The sequence below is a fragment of the Ochrobactrum sp. AP1BH01-1 genome, from assembly GCF_018066705.1.
In the GTDB taxonomy this organism is placed as follows: domain Bacteria; phylum Pseudomonadota; class Alphaproteobacteria; order Rhizobiales; family Rhizobiaceae; genus Brucella.
In genome coordinates this window covers 299,294-313,904 of sequence record NZ_JAGPOU010000003.1, presented here as the reverse complement: position 1 = coordinate 313,904, position 14,611 = coordinate 299,294, and the positions used below count along the sequence as shown (strand labels likewise).

The window sequence follows — 14,611 nt, the reverse complement described above, 5'->3', positions numbered from 1 at the left end:
TGGCGATGGATGGTAAAGCCGTTTTCCAAAAGAGGAACCCAAAAGCGCTTTGCCGTTTCAAACGCAGTCCTGAAAGGGCCCTGCACTTTTCAGGACTACACCGACAGTGTGTAGATGAAAATTACCAAAGAAAAGATAAAGCGGCGAAAACGCACTGTTTTTCATCAACAACGGTCCTGCTTTGCCTTAGGCGGAGCTGCTCCGCACTGGCAGGGTGCGCTTTAATCTTGCGCGAACGCGCCGAAAGTGCTTGCGTCAAATCGTGATTGAGGAGTGAGGGAACAAGCCGGCTATGCATGGCTGGGGTATTATCGGCGCCGCCTTTTTGTATCTGCTGCTGCTTTTTGCAGTGGCCAGCATCGGTGACCGGCGCACATCGCGCTGGAACAGTGCCCCGCGCCCTTACATCTACGCGCTCAGCCTGGCCGTTTACTGCACGTCCTGGACGTTTTTCGGTTCTGTCGGCTTATCGGCACAGCGCGGCCTTGAGTTCCTCGGGATTTACATCGGTCCCATTCTCGTCTTCACGCTCGGCAACCGGCTGCTACGGCATATTGTTAGACTGGCGAAATCCGAACACATCACCTCAATCGCCGATTTTCTCGCGGCTCGCTACGGCAAGAGTTTTGGTGTCGCGTCTCTTGCGACCTGCATCGCAGCCGTCGGTTCGATTCCCTACATTGCGCTGCAGCTCAAAGCCGTTTCCGGAAGTGTCGGGCTCGTCATGGAACACTACGGATCGGCAGTCGATCCGTCCGCGTTTGTTTTCGGCGACATCTCCCTGCCCGTCGCCGCTGTACTTGCCGTCTTTGCGATCCTTTTCGGCACGCGCCATACCGACGCCACCGAGCATCAGAACGGCCTCATTCTGGCTGTTGCCCTGGAATCGGTCATCAAGCTTTGCGCTTTCCTGACCGTTGGCTTTGCCTGCACTTTCTTTCTGTTCGGCGCTCCATCGCAGTTGATCAATCAGATATCGCAATCGCCTGAGGCGCTGGAAGCATTTCACTATCAGACGTCCATCGGCACATGGATCGTGCAAAGCGCGCTCAGCGCCGCGGCCATCATCATGCTGCCGCGCCAGTTCCATGTGACGGTGGTGGAAAGCCGGAGCGAAAAGGAACTGCGAACCGCCTCATGGCTCTTCCCGGTGTATCTGGTGCTCATCAATATCTTCGTGTTTCCGATCGCGCTGATCGGTGTGATGACACTCGGAGGCAATGTCAGCGGGGATTTGTATGTCCTGGCCCTGCCGCTGGCCGCTGGTGCCCACTGGCTCGCACTCGTAGCCTTTCTCGGCGGGTTGTCGGCGGCAACCGCGATGGTCATTGTCGCCTGCGTCGCGCTTTCGATCATGATCTCCAACCATCTGGTACTGCCGCTCTTCATACGGCGGCTGGCCAAGCAGCAGGCAGCAGAACAGCGCGACCTTACCAAAATCATTCTGAACACACGCCGCCTGACCATCATCGGCATCCTGGCATTCGCGTTCGCCTATTATCGGTTTACCTCCAACAATATCCATCTGGCTTCGATCGGCTTCGTCTCCTTTGCCGCAATTGCCCAATTCGTGCCGGCCTTCATCGGAGGCTTGTTCTGGCGCAATGCGAATGGACGCGGCGCCATGCTGGGTCTTTCGGCAGGGTTTCTGGTTTGGGCCTACACATTGCTGCTGCCAACCATGGCGCCGGAAAATGCCGCCATCTTGCGCGATGGCTTTCTCGGCTTTACGGCACTGCGTCCAGAAGCGCTGTTTGGAACCAATGCCCTTCCCCTCACCAATGGCGTGGTGTGGAGCCTCGCGGCCAATACACTCTTCTACGTTCTCGGTTCGCTCTCGCGCGCCTCGACGCCGCTGGAGCGTATTCAGGCCAGCATCTTCCTGCCGCGTTATGTTATCGGCACGCCGACGCTCAAACGCTTCCGTACAACTGTCACTGTCGCCGAGCTGAAAGCCACGATGGCACGCTATCTTGGCGCGGAACGCGTGGAACGCGCTTTTCTTCGTTTTGAAGGAAGGGAACAGCGGCGTCTCGATCCCGGCATGACTGTCGATACACCCTTGATACGCCATGCGGAGCAACTTCTCGGCACGGCAGTCGGCTCTGCATCGGCTCGCCTTGTTTTGTCGCTGCTGTTGCAAAAGGGCGATGCATCGGGTCGCGATGCGCGACAGCTCCTGGACGACGCTTCAACAGCTTTGCAGCAAAACCGCGACCTGCTGCAAACCGCCCTTGATCAGATGGAACAGGGCATCACCGTTTTCGACAAGGACTTGAGGCTCACATGCTGGAACCGGCAATTCCGCAAGCTTTTCGACCTTCCCGATGAGGTGATGCAGGTTGGGATACCCGTTTCGGAAATCGTGGAACAGCTGCACCGTCGCGGCGATATATCGTTTAACGCTCAAAACGGGGTCATCCGCTCGCTGGCTGCTGTACGTCAGCCGTGGCGCATCAATATGAAATCGACCGGCAAGGTGCTGGAAATTCAATCCAATCCCATGCCGGATGGCGGCATTGTCGCGACATATACCGACATCACCGCGGCGGTCGAAGCCGATGTCACGCGCCAGAAAGCGGCTGAAATGCTGGAGCAGCGCGTAGCGGATCGCACGGCGGAACTCACCCGCGTCAACCAGCAACTCGCCAAGGCGCAAGCCGCAGCAGAACAGGCCAATCAGGGAAAGACCCGCTTTCTGGCGGCGGCTGGCCATGACATTCTGCAACCGCTCAATGCGGCAAGACTGTACAGCACCGCGCTTGCCGAAAAACTGGGACGTTCCGAAACCAGCGAATTCGCGCGCAATATCGATTCCTCTCTGGAAGCCGTGGAAGCTATTCTCGGCATGGTGCTGGATATTTCCCGGCTCGACACCGGATCACTCAAACCCGAACTCTCGGTGTTTCGTCTCGATAAGTTGATGAGCCAGATTGCAACCGACTTCACCCCTCTTGCTGTCGCCAAGGGGCTGAAACTGCGCGTTGTGCCGTCGAGTATAGTTGTCAAAACCGACCGCAACATGCTGCGGCGCCTGATCCAGAACCTCGTTTCCAATTCGATCAAATATAGCCGCAAAGGCGGCATTTTGCTGGGGGTCCGGCGTCGCGGCTCCTTCGTCGAATTGCAGGTGCTCGATACCGGGATCGGCATTCCTCCGCAAAAGCTGAAGCTCGTTTTCCGGGAATTCACACGGCTGGATGAAGGAATGCGGGAAGCGGAAGGACTGGGCCTCGGCCTTTCAATCGTCGACCGTATCGCGCGGCTGCTATCGCTGCCGTTGTCGCTTTCATCGACACCGGACAAAGGGACGATGTTCACCCTGCGCATTCCTGTGTCTCAGGAAAAAGTACCCGTAGATGAAGTGAAGAGCCGTCGGGGGTTACAACGTGCTCTGGAACTGACCGGGTTGAATGTTCTCTGCATCGACAATGATGCCAGCATCCTGTCGGGGATGGAAACGCTGCTTCATGGATGGGGATGTCAGGTCACGACGCTACGCAGCGGAACGGCGTTGAAGTCATACTGCTCCGCCCACTCCGCCCCGCCCGACGTGATCGTCGCAGATTATCATCTGCTGAACGAAAACGGTCTCGATATGATCGGTTTTGCCCGCGAAACTTTTCAGACGGAGATACCGGCTATCCTGCTGACAGCGGATCGCTCCAAGGAAGTACGCCAGCGCGCGGAGGATGAAAACGTCACGGTTTTGCACAAGCCGCTTCGCCCCGCGGCGCTCCGCTCCCTGTTATCGCATTTTCATCACGCGAGGCAGGACAATGCATCGGCGCAAAATGCCGCCCAGTAAGAGGGTATATGGAGCATTTCCTTCCCACTTTCGGCAGACATGCTCAATCGGTGTTCAGCGCATCATTGCCGATGCGCGATAGAAGAATGACCGCCTGGGTGCGGCTGTCGACTCCCAGTTTCTGCAGCACCGCTGAAACATGCGCCTTGACGGTGGCTTCCGACACGCCAAGCTCATAGGCGATCTGCTTGTTCAGCAACCCTTCCGCCAACATGGTCAGCACGCGCGTCTGCTGCGGTGTCAATGTGCGCAACCGCGCGATGAGCGTCTCGATTTCCGGGTCGTGCGCATGATCCAGTTCAATGTCGGTCGGTGTCCAGATATCGCCTGCCAGAACGGTGCGGACAGCCTCGCCAATGGTTTCCATGCTGGCGGATTTCGATATGAAGCCGGAAGCGCCGAGTTCGACAGCATGGCGGATCGTCGCCGCATCATCAGTTGCCGAAACGATGATGATTGGAAGGGCGGGTTGCAGGGCCTTCAACGTCACCAGACCGGAAAGCCCGGTTCCACCCGGCATCGTCAGATCCAACAATAGAAGATCCATATCCTCCCGCTCGCCGACCAGTTTCTTGACCGCGTCGAAATCGCCAACTTCGATAATTTCCACACTTTGTGACTGTCCAGAAAGGACCTGTCTCAGTGCTCCCCGGAAAAGCGGATGATCGTCAGCGATAATAAATTGCATGTGCCTCGCGCGCCATTGTTTCAGGTCTCCTCCCCTCGCGGTGCAGGCCAATCAGCCAATCACTCCGTTTTATGCCGTTTTTTGGCTCGGGCAACCAAAATTCACGTTGCTAAACCCTTTTCGCGTTACTCATTGCCGCCATCTGGCCGCAATGTATGTTAGGTTGCGCGTTGAAAGTAACACAGGAGCGGCCCGACCAGCCAAATGGGAGGGGACCAAAAGGCATTTCATGACGCGCAATACGCTTTATCCCGAAATCCAACCGTTCAAGGAAGAGATGCTTCAGGTTTCTCCGCTGCATCGAATCCATGTCGAGCAATGCGGCAACCCGGACGGCAAACCTGTCATCATGATCCATGGCGGCCCCGGCGGCGGAATCACGCCGACGATGCGCCGCCTGCACGACCCGGAGCGCTATCGCATCATCCTGTTTGACCAGCGCGGATGCGGCCGTTCGACCCCGCACGCGGAACTGCGTGAAAACACGACCTGGGATCTCGTGGCGGATATGGAGCATATTCGCGCGCATCTCGGCATCGACAAGTGGCAGGTCTTCGGCGGCTCCTGGGGATCTACCCTCGGCCTTGCTTATGCGCAATCCCACCCGGACCGCGTGACGGAGCTTGTCCTGCGCGGCATTTTCATGATCCGCCGCTTTGAAGTCGACTGGATGTACTCCAACGGAGCGAGCATCCTCTTTCCGGACCATTTCGAGGCTTATCAGGAGCATATACCGGAAGCCGAGCGCGGCGACATGATCGCTGCCTATTACAAGCGCCTCACCGATCGTGACCCTCAGGTACAGCTCGAAGCAGCACGCCGTTGGGCGCGTTGGGAAGGCTCGGTCATTTCGCTTCTGCCCGATCCGGCTCGCGTCGACGCCTTTGGCGAAGACCAGTACGCCATCGCCTTTGCGCGTATCGAATGCCACTATTTCCAGAACCGCGGCTTCCTCGATTCCGACGATCAGCTACTGCGAAATGTGGATCGCATCCGGCATATTCCAGGCGTGATCGTCCATGGCCGCTATGATGTCTGCACGCCCTTCATCAATGCCTGGCAGTTGAAGAAGATGTGGCCTGAAGCCGATCTCAAAATCGTCGAGGATGCAGGGCACGCCGTTACTGAACCCGGCATTACCCACGAATTGATAGAGGCGACCAAGCGTTTCGCGCAATAGGGCGAAACGCACTCACATTTGCTGGAAATGCTCAATGAAAAGGCGCCGCGCGGCGCCTTTTTTCCTTGCTGTCAGGTTCGTCCGCCCGGAAGGGTTCCGTTGTCCGGCTTTTCCGGCTCGCTGTCGAAGCTCTTCGCTATATCCATGAAGCGTCGCATGAAGCGTTCCATATAGCTCATGGACTGCTCGAACTCCTGCTCGGTCGGCAAGCCCGAAGCGGCACTCCCGCCCTTCCCTTCGAGGGCAGTAACCTTGTCCTCCAGCTTCTTCACGCGATCCTGCAGGTCGGCGATGTCGTTCTCATAAGCCTCGCGATCTTCGGTCGCCATCTTGCAAACGAGCTGTCCCTGCTGCTCCGTGCAGGTGGAGAGTGCGCCGGTTCGGGTGTCCAGCCGGACATAGCCTGTCTCCGTGCCTTCGAGCCGATAGCGCCCGTTTTCCTGCGCAAGCGCGTTGGCCGGGGCGAGCGCTGAACCGAGAAGAGCAACAGCAGCCAGATTGCGAACTATCAGTGTCTTTTTGTTCGACATAATGCAATTCCCTTCAGCTTCTCTTTCGGATGTCCCCATCATATGGGACGTTTACGACGAAAATCGAACAGGCGGGACTTTGATTTCCGAAGAATTTCGGTCTAGAGAGCAGCCATGACAATTCAGATCATCTATAAGATCGCTCCGCGCGACCTTTGGGCACAAGCAGAACAGGCTGGTAGTTTTGCCGGGGCTCCAGTTGATATTGCCGATGGTTATATCCATTTCTCCACTGCAGCACAGGTGCGGGAAACGGCTGCCAAGCATTTTGCAGGCCAGCAGGATCTGCTTCTGATCAGTGTGAGTGCTTCTGCGCTTGGCGCAGCATTGAAGTTTGAAGTTTCACGCGGTGGGGCTCTATTTCCGCATCTGTATGGCAAGCTGCCGCTTGCAGCGGTTTCAAAGGTTGAACCCTTGCTGCTGGGCGATGATGGTCTTCACATTTTTCCGGAGCTGGAAGATTAATGAGCGGGCTTTTTGAAACTCTCGGGCGACGCGCCCTTTTTGCCTTCGATGCGGAACAGGCACATGGCCTTTCCATCGCCGGCCTGAAGATGGGCCTTGTGACCTGCGGCGCGCCAAACGATCCGGCTCTCTCCGTCAAGGTTGCCGGGCTGCAGTTTCCAAATCCGCTCGGCATGGCAGCGGGTTACGACAAGAATGCTGAAGTGCCTGATGCGCTGTTGAAGCTGGGCTTCGGCTTTACCGAAATCGGGACCATCACCCCTCGTCCGCAGAGCGGCAATCCGCGCCCGCGCATTTTCCGCCTCGTGGATGACAGAGCCGTCATCAATCGTCTGGGCTTCAACAATGAAGGCCATGATGCTGCGTTTAAACGCCTGTCGCAACGCGCAGGCAAAAGCGGCATTGTGGGGGTCAATATCGGCGCCAATAAGGATGCCGAAGACCGCATTGCCGATTATGTTGCCGGTATCCGTCGCTTCTATCAGCTGGCGCGATATTTCACCGTCAATATTTCTTCGCCCAACACGCCGGGACTGCGCAACCTTCAGGCCCGCGACAGTCTGCGTGAATTGTTGAGCCGCGTATTGGAAGCCCGCAACGAAGAAGGCAAGATGTGCACGCTGAAACGTCCGGTTTTCCTCAAGATCGCGCCCGATCTGGCGGATGAAGAACTGGACGATATTGCTGCTGAGGCAACTGAGCAGAAACTGGACGGCATCATCGTATCCAACACGACGCTTTCACGCGCTGGACTGAAATGCGCAGAAAACCGCGATGAAACCGGCGGGCTTTCCGGCGCACCGCTTTTAGACCGCTCCACCATCGTCCTCGCCCGGATGCGGGAGCGCGTCGGCCCTGACATGCCGCTGATCGGCGTTGGCGGCGTGGATAGCGCTGAAACAGCACTGACAAAGATCAAGGCGGGCGCTGATCTCGTCCAGCTTTATACGGGCCTGATCTATCGGGGACCGAACCTGCCCGCCGAAATCGTGCGTGGCCTGTCGGCGGCAGTGAAACGCGAAGGCGTTGCCAACATCGCCGCACTGCGCGACCGGGACACGAGCGACTGGGCGAAGCGTGACCTGCCCGCCTGAGAGCCGGGTCACATAATGAATTCTGTACGATAACGGCGCGGCAGGATCGCCAGAAGCAAAACTCCGCGAATTGACAGAAACAGGTTGAGAGCCAGCCAAAGCCCGTGATTGCCGATCACGGGCTTTGCCGCATAAAGAACTGCCAGAAAGAAGCCAAGCGACAGGAACATCATGTTGCGCATGTCGCGCGACCATGTAGCACCGATATAAACCCCGTCCATATGGAAGGCCAGCAGCCCCGTCATCCCTGTCAGCGCCGCCCAGGGCAGATATTTCAGGGCTTCAGCGTGGACATCTTCCGCCTTGGACAGAAGCCCGATGATTGCATCGCCGAACACCAGCAGGAAAAAGGCGATCAAACTCGCCATGACCAGCCCCCAGACGAAAGTGAGCTTGGCTCCGCGCACGAACGCGGGACTGTAACGCGCCCCGATAGACCGTCCGACAATCTGTTCGGCCGCCGCCGCCATGCCGTCCAGAAAAAAACCGGCAATGAGGAAGAAGTTCATCAAGACGGCATTGGCCGCAAGTGTGACCGGGCCAAGATCAGACCCCGCCCGCGTAAAGAACGCGAAGGCTGTGAGAAGCAGGAAGGAGCGGATCATGATGTCGCGATTGACCGCGAACATGCGCAATATCCCTTGTTTCTGGAATATCCGCGCCCGATCCGGACGCAGTGACGCATCCTTGCGGAAGTGCCGCAGCACGATGAACATGCCGACGAGAGCGGCAACTGTTTCGCCAGTCACGGTCGCCCAGGCGACACCAGTGACCCCCCAGCCCCATTCCAGCCCGAGGATAATGCAGAGCACGATATTGATGCCGTTGAGGAGCACCTGAAGGCCGAGGCCGACAATGCCCTGTCCTCGTCCGAGAACCAGCCCCAGGATTGAATAGTTGATGAGCGCAACCGGCGCCGACAACATGCGGATCGACACATAGGTCGCCATGGCTTCCTGTGTGGCAGAGGTCGGGTGCATGAAGGTGGACGAGATAGCAATGATGATCGGCAAGCACAGGATCATCAGGCCGCCGGCAATCACCGCGATGATGATGGCGCGCCAGAAGATGGCCTGTTCTTCCACGGCGTCTTCTGCACCCAAGGCCTGCGCGACAAGTCCGGTCGTGCCGGAACGCAGGAAATTGAATATAGACAGCAGGAAATCAAAGACGAGCGCGCCAATTGCCAGACCGCCGATCAGCTCGGCCTGCCCCATCTGGCCGACAACACCCATATCGACGAGACCCAGAAGCGGCGTGGTGATCGCAGCAAGCGTCATGGGGATGGCGATCAACATCACCATCCTGTGTGTTACTTCGAACGGCCTTGTTACGCCACCACGCTGCAGCGACTGATCCATGATGCTTGTCCCGAATATTCCCCTCAGATCAAAACGATCTACTCTGGAATCAATCGAAACTACAGATAATTCGGCCACCGCATTGTCGCAGTTCCTGACAGCCGACTGTCAGGAGAAATGAGCCATTAGAGTCCGAGCATCATGGCCCAGTATATATAAGCTGGTTTGTTTTCAGGCGTGGCCCAGGCAAGACCATAATGCTCGAAGGTCGGATCGAGCATGTTCTTGCGGTGTCCGGGCGATTTCATCCAGGCATCGAAGACGGCCTGTGTGTTGCGCTGTCCCGATGCGACATTCTCTGCCGCCGGCCCACGGATACCGGCCTGCCGCAGCCGCGCGACGAAACCATTGCCCCAACCGACACTATGGCCGATCTTTCCATAACTCGCCATGCGCCTGGCCTGGTAAAGTGCGGCTTGCTCAAGCTTTGAATCCGTCGCCATCAAAGGCAGTCCGTTTGCCTTGCGAATAGCGTTGAAAATCGCGGTGGGATCGTCATCGGCTGCTGCCAATGCCGCTTTGAACGGCATTGCCGACACCGCCAACGCTCCCCCGGCGAGGGTCAGAAAGCCGCGCCGGTTCAGTGTTAATCCTTGTTTCTGCTGCATGCCTGTCTGAGCTATCCAGTTACCGAATTGATTTCATTTCCGGTAGCTGAGGATACGGAGCAAAATAAAGGCAGGAATGACGACTGCCGCGCCAAGGATGAGATAATCGACAAAGCCTGCAATTGCCGAAAAGCCCATATTCCAGAGGCGGAGGAAGAAATCGCGGATTCCGTACAAGATGTCATAGGGCGTCCAGTGAAACGCGCTCATGACCACGCCAACCACCAGCGAAATCAGCACCAGCTTGATCAGAACGCGGGCCGGGGTATCGCCAAGAAAACGGTTTACACCATCCGACATGCAAATCTCCTGTGCGGTTATTGGTCAAAGCGACAGATTCTTCGCGCAAGAAATAGGCGCTCCATTCATCCAGCGCAAGTTCCGCCCTCGCTCACCGCTGTTTGCGGTACTCGCGCGGGGCTTTCTGCTTCTGGCGCGAGAACGAGCGGTTCATGCTGCGTGTATCAGTAAAGCCGCTTGCAACAGCCACTTCCAGCAAAGACAGGCTTGTTTCGGATAAAAGTTCCTTGGCCTTCTTAACCCGAAGCTCCTCGCGAACCTCGAACGCCGTTCGCTCAAGGGCGAGCTTGAAGCCACGCTCCATCTGGCGGACGGAAATTCCCAGTCGGCGCGCCACGTCGATCATCGGCACCGGATCTTCCAGCGTTTCCTCGAAAATGCGGATTGCCTTGCGGATCATTGGCGAACGCACCCCGTTGAAGCTCAGCGCCGGTTGTTCGGAACGCACAAGTTCATAGGGGATCATGAGAATGGACGCACTCTTGCGCGCCAGTTCCTCCGAAATCTCGTTCTGTATGATTGAAAGCGCCAGCGACGCAGTGCCAAGCCCGCCCGCGCAGGTGAAGTGCCTTCCGCTGCGATGAAACAGGCTCGTCGTATCGGCTGTATATCCGTCGAAAAGCTCCAGAAAATCGTCGCGATGGAACCAGCTGACGCAGCAATTGCGGTCCGGCAAAAGGTCGGCTTCCGCCAGCAGAAAGGCAGCTGTGCAAAGGCCAACCACGGTCTTGCCGCGCCGGTCCGCACGCTTGATGAGATCGACCAGCGCCTGCTGTCTGGGCCGATACTGCGCAAGCAAACCACCGACGACTGCCACATAATCGCAATCGTCGAGCTCGCCGATAGGCGCGGTCGGCTCGATCACCATGCCCGAACTGGAGGTAACGGGATCTCCTGAAAGCGTGCAGATTTTCCATGCGCAGCGTATCTGGCGGCTCTTGTCGCGATCATCGGCAGCAAGCCGGAAGGGATCGAGGAAAAGGCTGAGCGCACTGAGTGTAAAACCAGGCAGCGCAACAATGCCGACTGACAGCCTGCGTTGCGGGGCATCTGTTACAGCCTGAGGCTTTTTGTCCTGATCCCGTTCAGTTCCATTCGTCACGTCGACCTTGCTCCTCCACCATAATTATATTTGCTTGGAGGAGGCTCTTATAGTCAACGAAAATGCTTGGAAAGCTTCAACTGCTGCGCCTGATAGTTGGAGCCGAGATCGACACCATAAAGCGCAGAAGGACGATGCAGCATGTGCTCATACACCAGACGCCCCACGATCTGCCCGTGCTCAAGAATAAAGGGGACTTCATGGCTGCGAACTTCCAGAACCGCGCGACTGCCGGTTCCCCCCGCCGCGCTGTGGCCGAAGCCCGGATCGAAGAAGCCTGCGTAATGAACGCGGAATTCACCGACCAGCGGATCGAACGGGGTCATTTCCGCCGCATAAAGCGGTGGAACATGGACGGCCTCGCGCGAAACGAGAATATAGAATTCGTCCGGGTCGAGCACCAGTTCACGCGCGCCCCGATCATAGATCGGCTCCCAGAAATCAAGAATGTCGTGCGCGGCGCGCTTGTCCACATCCACCACCGCCGTATGGTGCTTGCCGCGATAGCCAATCAGCCGGTCGGGACCGCCCGAAAGGTCAACCGACAGCGCAATACCGCCTCCGGAAATATTTGGCATTTCAGCAGCGACCAGCGTTTCGGCCTTATGCAATGCAGCAAGTTCAGCCTCATCAAGCTGCGCCCGCCCCTTGCGGAAGCGTATCTGCGAAAGGCGGGAACCTGTACGCACGACGATAGGGAATGTGCGCGGGCTGACTTCCAGATAAAGCGGGCCATTATATCCGGCAGGCACTTTATCGAATTCCTGCGCTCCATCGGCAATGACGCGGGTGAAGATATCCAGACGGCCCGTTGAACTCTTCGGATTTGCCGACGCCGAAAGGTCCGGCGACAGCACCAGGCTTTCGAGAAGCGGAACAATGTAAACGCAGCCCGTCTCCAGAACGGCTCCTGCGGTCAGGTCGATCTCGTGCAGTTTCAGTCGTTCAAGCTTTTCGATGACCGGCGTGCCCGGACCCGGCATGAAAGAGGCACGAACGCGATAGGCTTTTGCGCCAAGCCTCAGATCCAGGCTCGCAGGCTGTATCTGATCGGCATCGAGAGGGCGTGGGGACGCCAGCAAACCGCTTTCAAACAGCGCGGAAATATCCGCATCCGCCAGAATTCCAGCATCTTTCTGCATCATTAACCCGATACTCCGTAGCCTAAAGCTTGTCGTACTTTATCGTATCCAAGCGACATGCTTTAATCTCTTGTTTTCACGCATGTCTTATCCCGAAACCGGTTCCCACTTTCGGGAGACATGCTCCAGGCATTGCTTGAAAAGACCATTGACTGCTCGGGGCCTCAATGCCAACCCTTCGAACCGCTAGAAACCGGGTTTTCCGCAGGAATCAGAGTATTTCCGCAGCGCTCCGGATGCGCTTTTCGGGAAATGAGGCGGTTTCGGCATTGACGGCTCCACTCAACAGGCATAATGGAAAACTGTTCCGTGGTGATTTGGCCGGCCGGCTTGCAGCCACGTTAAAGAATTCGCTAAAAAAGGCCGCGGTTCGTTACCGGCCTTTTGCGTTTTCGCAAGGCCGGTTTTTTTATTGGCCGCCGAGGCTCGTGCCCCGGCCGACCAGCTTTCGACAGGTTGGAAAAATGACGACTGAGAATACCCGCAAATTTCGCCCTGCAACCGAACTCGTGCATGCCGGATCGCTTCGCTCCGGATTTGCCGAAATGTCGGAAGCGATGTTTCTGACGCAGGGCTTCCTTTATCCCAATGCTGAAGCCGCTGAAGCGCGCTTCAAGGGTGAGGATCCGGGTTTCATCTATTCGCGCTATGCCAACCCAACCACCGACATGTTTGAAAAGCGCATGTGTGCGCTGGAAGGCGCCGAAGATGCGCGCGCTACCGCATCCGGCATGGCGGCGGTGGCAGCCGCCATTCTGTGTCAGGTGCAGGCCGGCGACCACGTGATTTCGGCTCGCGCCGTCTTCGGCTCCTGTCGTTACATCGTTGAAACGATCTTGCCGAAATATGGCGTCGAAATCTCGATCATTGACGGTTCCGATATTGAAAACTGGAAAGCGGCTGTTCGCCCGAACACCAAAGTGATGTTCCTTGAAAGCCCATCCAATCCAACGCTCGAAATCATCGACATTGCAGCCGTCGCGCAGGTCGCCAATGAAGCAGGCGCGAAGCTCATCGTCGACAATGTTTTCGCAACCCCGCTTTTCCAGAAGCCGCTGGAGCTCGGTGCGCATATCGTCGTTTATTCGGCAACCAAGCATATTGATGGCCAAGGGCGCTGCCTTGGCGGCGTGGTCCTTTCCGACCGCGAATGGATTGAAAATACCCTGCAGGATTATTTCCGTCATACGGGTCCGGGTCTCAGCCCGTTCAATGCGTGGATCATGCTGAAGGGCCTTGAAACGCTGTCCGTGCGCGTACGCCAGCAGACGCTGTCGGCGGCTGCGGTGGCCGACTTCCTCGCGGGCAAGCCGGGCGTGAAGCGCGTGATCTATCCTGGCCGGGCGGACCATCCGCAAGCCGATATCATCGCCAAGCAGATGACGGGCGGATCGACCCTCATCGCCCTGGAGCTGGAAGGCGGCAAGGAGGCTGCGTTCAAGTTCCAGAACGCTTTGCAGGTCTTCAGCATCTCCAACAACCTTGGTGACGCGAAAAGCCTTATCACCCACCCGGCAACCACAACGCACAAGAACCTTAGCGACGAGGCGAAGGTCGAACTCGGCATCTCCGATGGCTTGCTGCGGATATCGCTCGGCCTTGAAGATACCGACGACCTCGTGGAAGACGTGGAAGCGGCGCTGAAGGTCGCTCGCTGAACCGGTGTATCTCGATATTGTGGCTTTTAGGCTGCAAATAGAGGCTGAAACAACGCAATTGCCGGAATATTTCGGCAATTGCGGTATATTTACCGCTCCGAATTGTTGACCTCCCCCGCAACTTTGGCGATAGGAGAGGCGAATGACGGCGTCCGTAAACTGAACCGGCGAACCGTTGAGTAGACACGCATCATTGCGATCCAGGTTGCAGGATGCCGGGGTCGATGCGAATGTAGGGCGGGTGCGCATGTATAGAGCGGTAACGCGCGGAATCGAAGTTTCGGTCGAACCTTTCTATCTGGAAGACCAGTCCGACCCCGCCGAGAACCGCTATGTGTGGGGCTATCGTATAACGATCGCCAACAATTCTGCGGAAACCGTGCAACTCCGTTCGCGTTACTGGCAGATTACCGACGCAAATGGGCGTGTCGAGGAAGTGCGCGGAGCTGGCGTTGTTGGCGAACAACCAACCCTTGAGCCGGGCGATTCATTTCAATATTCCTCCGGCTGCCCGTTGACCACTACGTCAGGCGTCATGGTGGGGCGCTACCAAATGCAGGGCAACGGCGGCAGCATGTTCGAAGTCGACATTCCTGCCTTCTCGCTTGACATGCCGGACCTGCGACGCACCTTGAATTGAAAACCTCCCCACATTTTCCGAGGGATAGTATGGCG

At 57.2% G+C, this 14,611-nt stretch carries 13 protein-coding genes and 1 riboswitch; of the genes, 6 read left to right on the top strand and 7 right to left on the bottom strand.

What is annotated here, in order from left to right; translation table 11 throughout:
* Positions 1 to 292 precede the first annotated feature (292 nt).
* A complete protein-coding gene (locus J9800_RS12075; protein ID WP_114214126.1) occupies positions 293 to 3,808 on the top strand; it encodes a PAS domain-containing hybrid sensor histidine kinase/response regulator in 3,516 nt (1,171 codons plus the stop codon).
* 43 nt (positions 3,809 to 3,851) lie between these two features.
* Here J9800_RS12075 and J9800_RS12070 read toward each other — a convergent pair whose 3' ends face one another.
* Entirely contained in the window at positions 3,852 to 4,496 is a 645-nt protein-coding gene (locus J9800_RS12070) for a response regulator transcription factor (RefSeq protein WP_112589921.1), read from the bottom strand.
* 229 nt (positions 4,497 to 4,725) lie between these two features.
* Here J9800_RS12070 and pip point away from each other — a divergent pair, with 229 nt between their 5' ends.
* Entirely contained in the window at positions 4,726 to 5,676 is a 951-nt protein-coding gene (gene pip, locus J9800_RS12065; RefSeq protein WP_114214127.1) for a prolyl aminopeptidase, read from the top strand.
* Between the two features lie 71 nt (positions 5,677 to 5,747).
* Here the strand turns inward: pip and J9800_RS12060 are convergent, their stop codons facing one another.
* Positions 5,748 to 6,206 (bottom strand): hypothetical protein, encoded by a 459-nt coding sequence (locus tag J9800_RS12060; RefSeq protein ID WP_205315859.1) that lies wholly within the window; start codon positions 6,204 to 6,206, stop codon positions 5,748 to 5,750.
* 114 nt (positions 6,207 to 6,320) lie between these two features.
* Between J9800_RS12060 and J9800_RS12055 the strand changes: the two genes are divergently transcribed.
* Both J9800_RS12055 and J9800_RS12050 read left to right on the top strand, forming a co-directional pair.
* Positions 6,321 to 6,671, top strand: a complete 351-nt coding sequence (locus J9800_RS12055) for a DUF952 domain-containing protein (RefSeq protein WP_114214128.1) — start codon at positions 6,321 to 6,323, stop codon at positions 6,669 to 6,671.
* The gene (locus tag J9800_RS12050) at positions 6,671 to 7,765 is read left to right on the top strand and encodes a quinone-dependent dihydroorotate dehydrogenase (RefSeq protein WP_114214129.1); all 1,095 of its coding nucleotides are present in this window, start codon (positions 6,671 to 6,673) and stop codon (positions 7,763 to 7,765) included. The genes J9800_RS12055 and J9800_RS12050 overlap by 1 nt, the downstream gene beginning before the upstream one ends.
* Positions 7,766 to 7,773: 8 nt before the next feature.
* Here the strand turns inward: J9800_RS12050 and J9800_RS12045 are convergent, their stop codons facing one another.
* The 5 genes from J9800_RS12045 to J9800_RS12025 form a co-directional block, all read right to left on the bottom strand.
* Positions 7,774 to 9,126, bottom strand: a complete 1,353-nt coding sequence (locus J9800_RS12045) for an MATE family efflux transporter (protein WP_114214130.1) — start codon at positions 9,124 to 9,126, stop codon at positions 7,774 to 7,776.
* A gap of 125 nt (positions 9,127 to 9,251) precedes the next feature.
* The gene (locus J9800_RS12040; RefSeq protein ID WP_114214131.1) at positions 9,252 to 9,734 is read right to left on the bottom strand and encodes a CAP domain-containing protein; all 483 of its coding nucleotides are present in this window, start codon (positions 9,732 to 9,734) and stop codon (positions 9,252 to 9,254) included.
* Positions 9,735 to 9,767: 33 nt separating this feature from the next.
* Positions 9,768 to 10,034: a DUF6460 domain-containing protein gene (locus J9800_RS12035; RefSeq protein WP_006466052.1), complete on the bottom strand. Its 267-nt coding sequence runs from the start codon at positions 10,032 to 10,034 to the stop codon at positions 9,768 to 9,770.
* Positions 10,035 to 10,125: 91 nt separating this feature from the next.
* The gene (locus J9800_RS12030; protein WP_114214132.1) at positions 10,126 to 11,136 is read right to left on the bottom strand and encodes a GlxA family transcriptional regulator; all 1,011 of its coding nucleotides are present in this window, start codon (positions 11,134 to 11,136) and stop codon (positions 10,126 to 10,128) included.
* Between the two features lie 53 nt (positions 11,137 to 11,189).
* Positions 11,190 to 12,281 carry a 2'-deoxycytidine 5'-triphosphate deaminase gene (locus J9800_RS12025; RefSeq protein WP_114214133.1) on the bottom strand — a complete coding sequence of 364 codons (1,092 nt, stop codon included), beginning with the start codon at positions 12,279 to 12,281 and terminating at the stop codon, positions 11,190 to 11,192.
* A gap of 296 nt (positions 12,282 to 12,577) precedes the next feature.
* A riboswitch (SAM riboswitch) is annotated at positions 12,578 to 12,657 on the top strand.
* Positions 12,658 to 12,742: 85 nt separating this feature from the next.
* Between J9800_RS12025 and J9800_RS12020 the strand changes: the two genes are divergently transcribed.
* Both J9800_RS12020 and apaG read left to right on the top strand, forming a co-directional pair.
* The gene (locus tag J9800_RS12020) at positions 12,743 to 13,936 is read left to right on the top strand and encodes an O-succinylhomoserine sulfhydrylase (protein WP_114214134.1); all 1,194 of its coding nucleotides are present in this window, start codon (positions 12,743 to 12,745) and stop codon (positions 13,934 to 13,936) included.
* Between the two features lie 247 nt (positions 13,937 to 14,183).
* Positions 14,184 to 14,576, top strand: a complete 393-nt coding sequence (apaG, locus tag J9800_RS12015) for a Co2+/Mg2+ efflux facilitator ApaG/CorD (protein ID WP_112589898.1) — start codon at positions 14,184 to 14,186, stop codon at positions 14,574 to 14,576.
* The last annotated feature ends 35 nt before the right edge of the window (positions 14,577 to 14,611 follow it).

What these genes read in the sequence shown, in the direction of transcription:
- J9800_RS12075 (WP_114214126.1), top strand. Translation starts at nt 293, where the DNA reads ATGCATGGCTGGGGTATTATCGGCGCCGCCTTTTTGTATCTGCTGCTG.
- J9800_RS12070 (WP_112589921.1), bottom strand. Translation starts at nt 4,496, where the DNA reads ATGCAATTTATTATCGCTGACGATCATCCGCTTTTCCGGGGAGCACTG.
- pip (WP_114214127.1), top strand. Translation starts at nt 4,726, where the DNA reads ATGACGCGCAATACGCTTTATCCCGAAATCCAACCGTTCAAGGAAGAG.
- J9800_RS12060 (WP_205315859.1), bottom strand. Translation starts at nt 6,206, where the DNA reads ATGTCGAACAAAAAGACACTGATAGTTCGCAATCTGGCTGCTGTTGCT.
- J9800_RS12055 (WP_114214128.1), top strand. Translation starts at nt 6,321, where the DNA reads ATGACAATTCAGATCATCTATAAGATCGCTCCGCGCGACCTTTGGGCA.
- J9800_RS12050 (WP_114214129.1), top strand. Translation starts at nt 6,671, where the DNA reads ATGAGCGGGCTTTTTGAAACTCTCGGGCGACGCGCCCTTTTTGCCTTC.
- J9800_RS12045 (WP_114214130.1), bottom strand. Translation starts at nt 9,126, where the DNA reads ATGGATCAGTCGCTGCAGCGTGGTGGCGTAACAAGGCCGTTCGAAGTA.
- J9800_RS12040 (WP_114214131.1), bottom strand. Translation starts at nt 9,734, where the DNA reads ATGCAGCAGAAACAAGGATTAACACTGAACCGGCGCGGCTTTCTGACC.
- J9800_RS12035 (WP_006466052.1), bottom strand. Translation starts at nt 10,034, where the DNA reads ATGTCGGATGGTGTAAACCGTTTTCTTGGCGATACCCCGGCCCGCGTT.
- J9800_RS12025 (WP_114214133.1), bottom strand. Translation starts at nt 12,281, where the DNA reads ATGATGCAGAAAGATGCTGGAATTCTGGCGGATGCGGATATTTCCGCG.
- J9800_RS12020 (WP_114214134.1), top strand. Translation starts at nt 12,743, where the DNA reads ATGACGACTGAGAATACCCGCAAATTTCGCCCTGCAACCGAACTCGTG.
- apaG (WP_112589898.1), top strand. Translation starts at nt 14,184, where the DNA reads ATGTATAGAGCGGTAACGCGCGGAATCGAAGTTTCGGTCGAACCTTTC.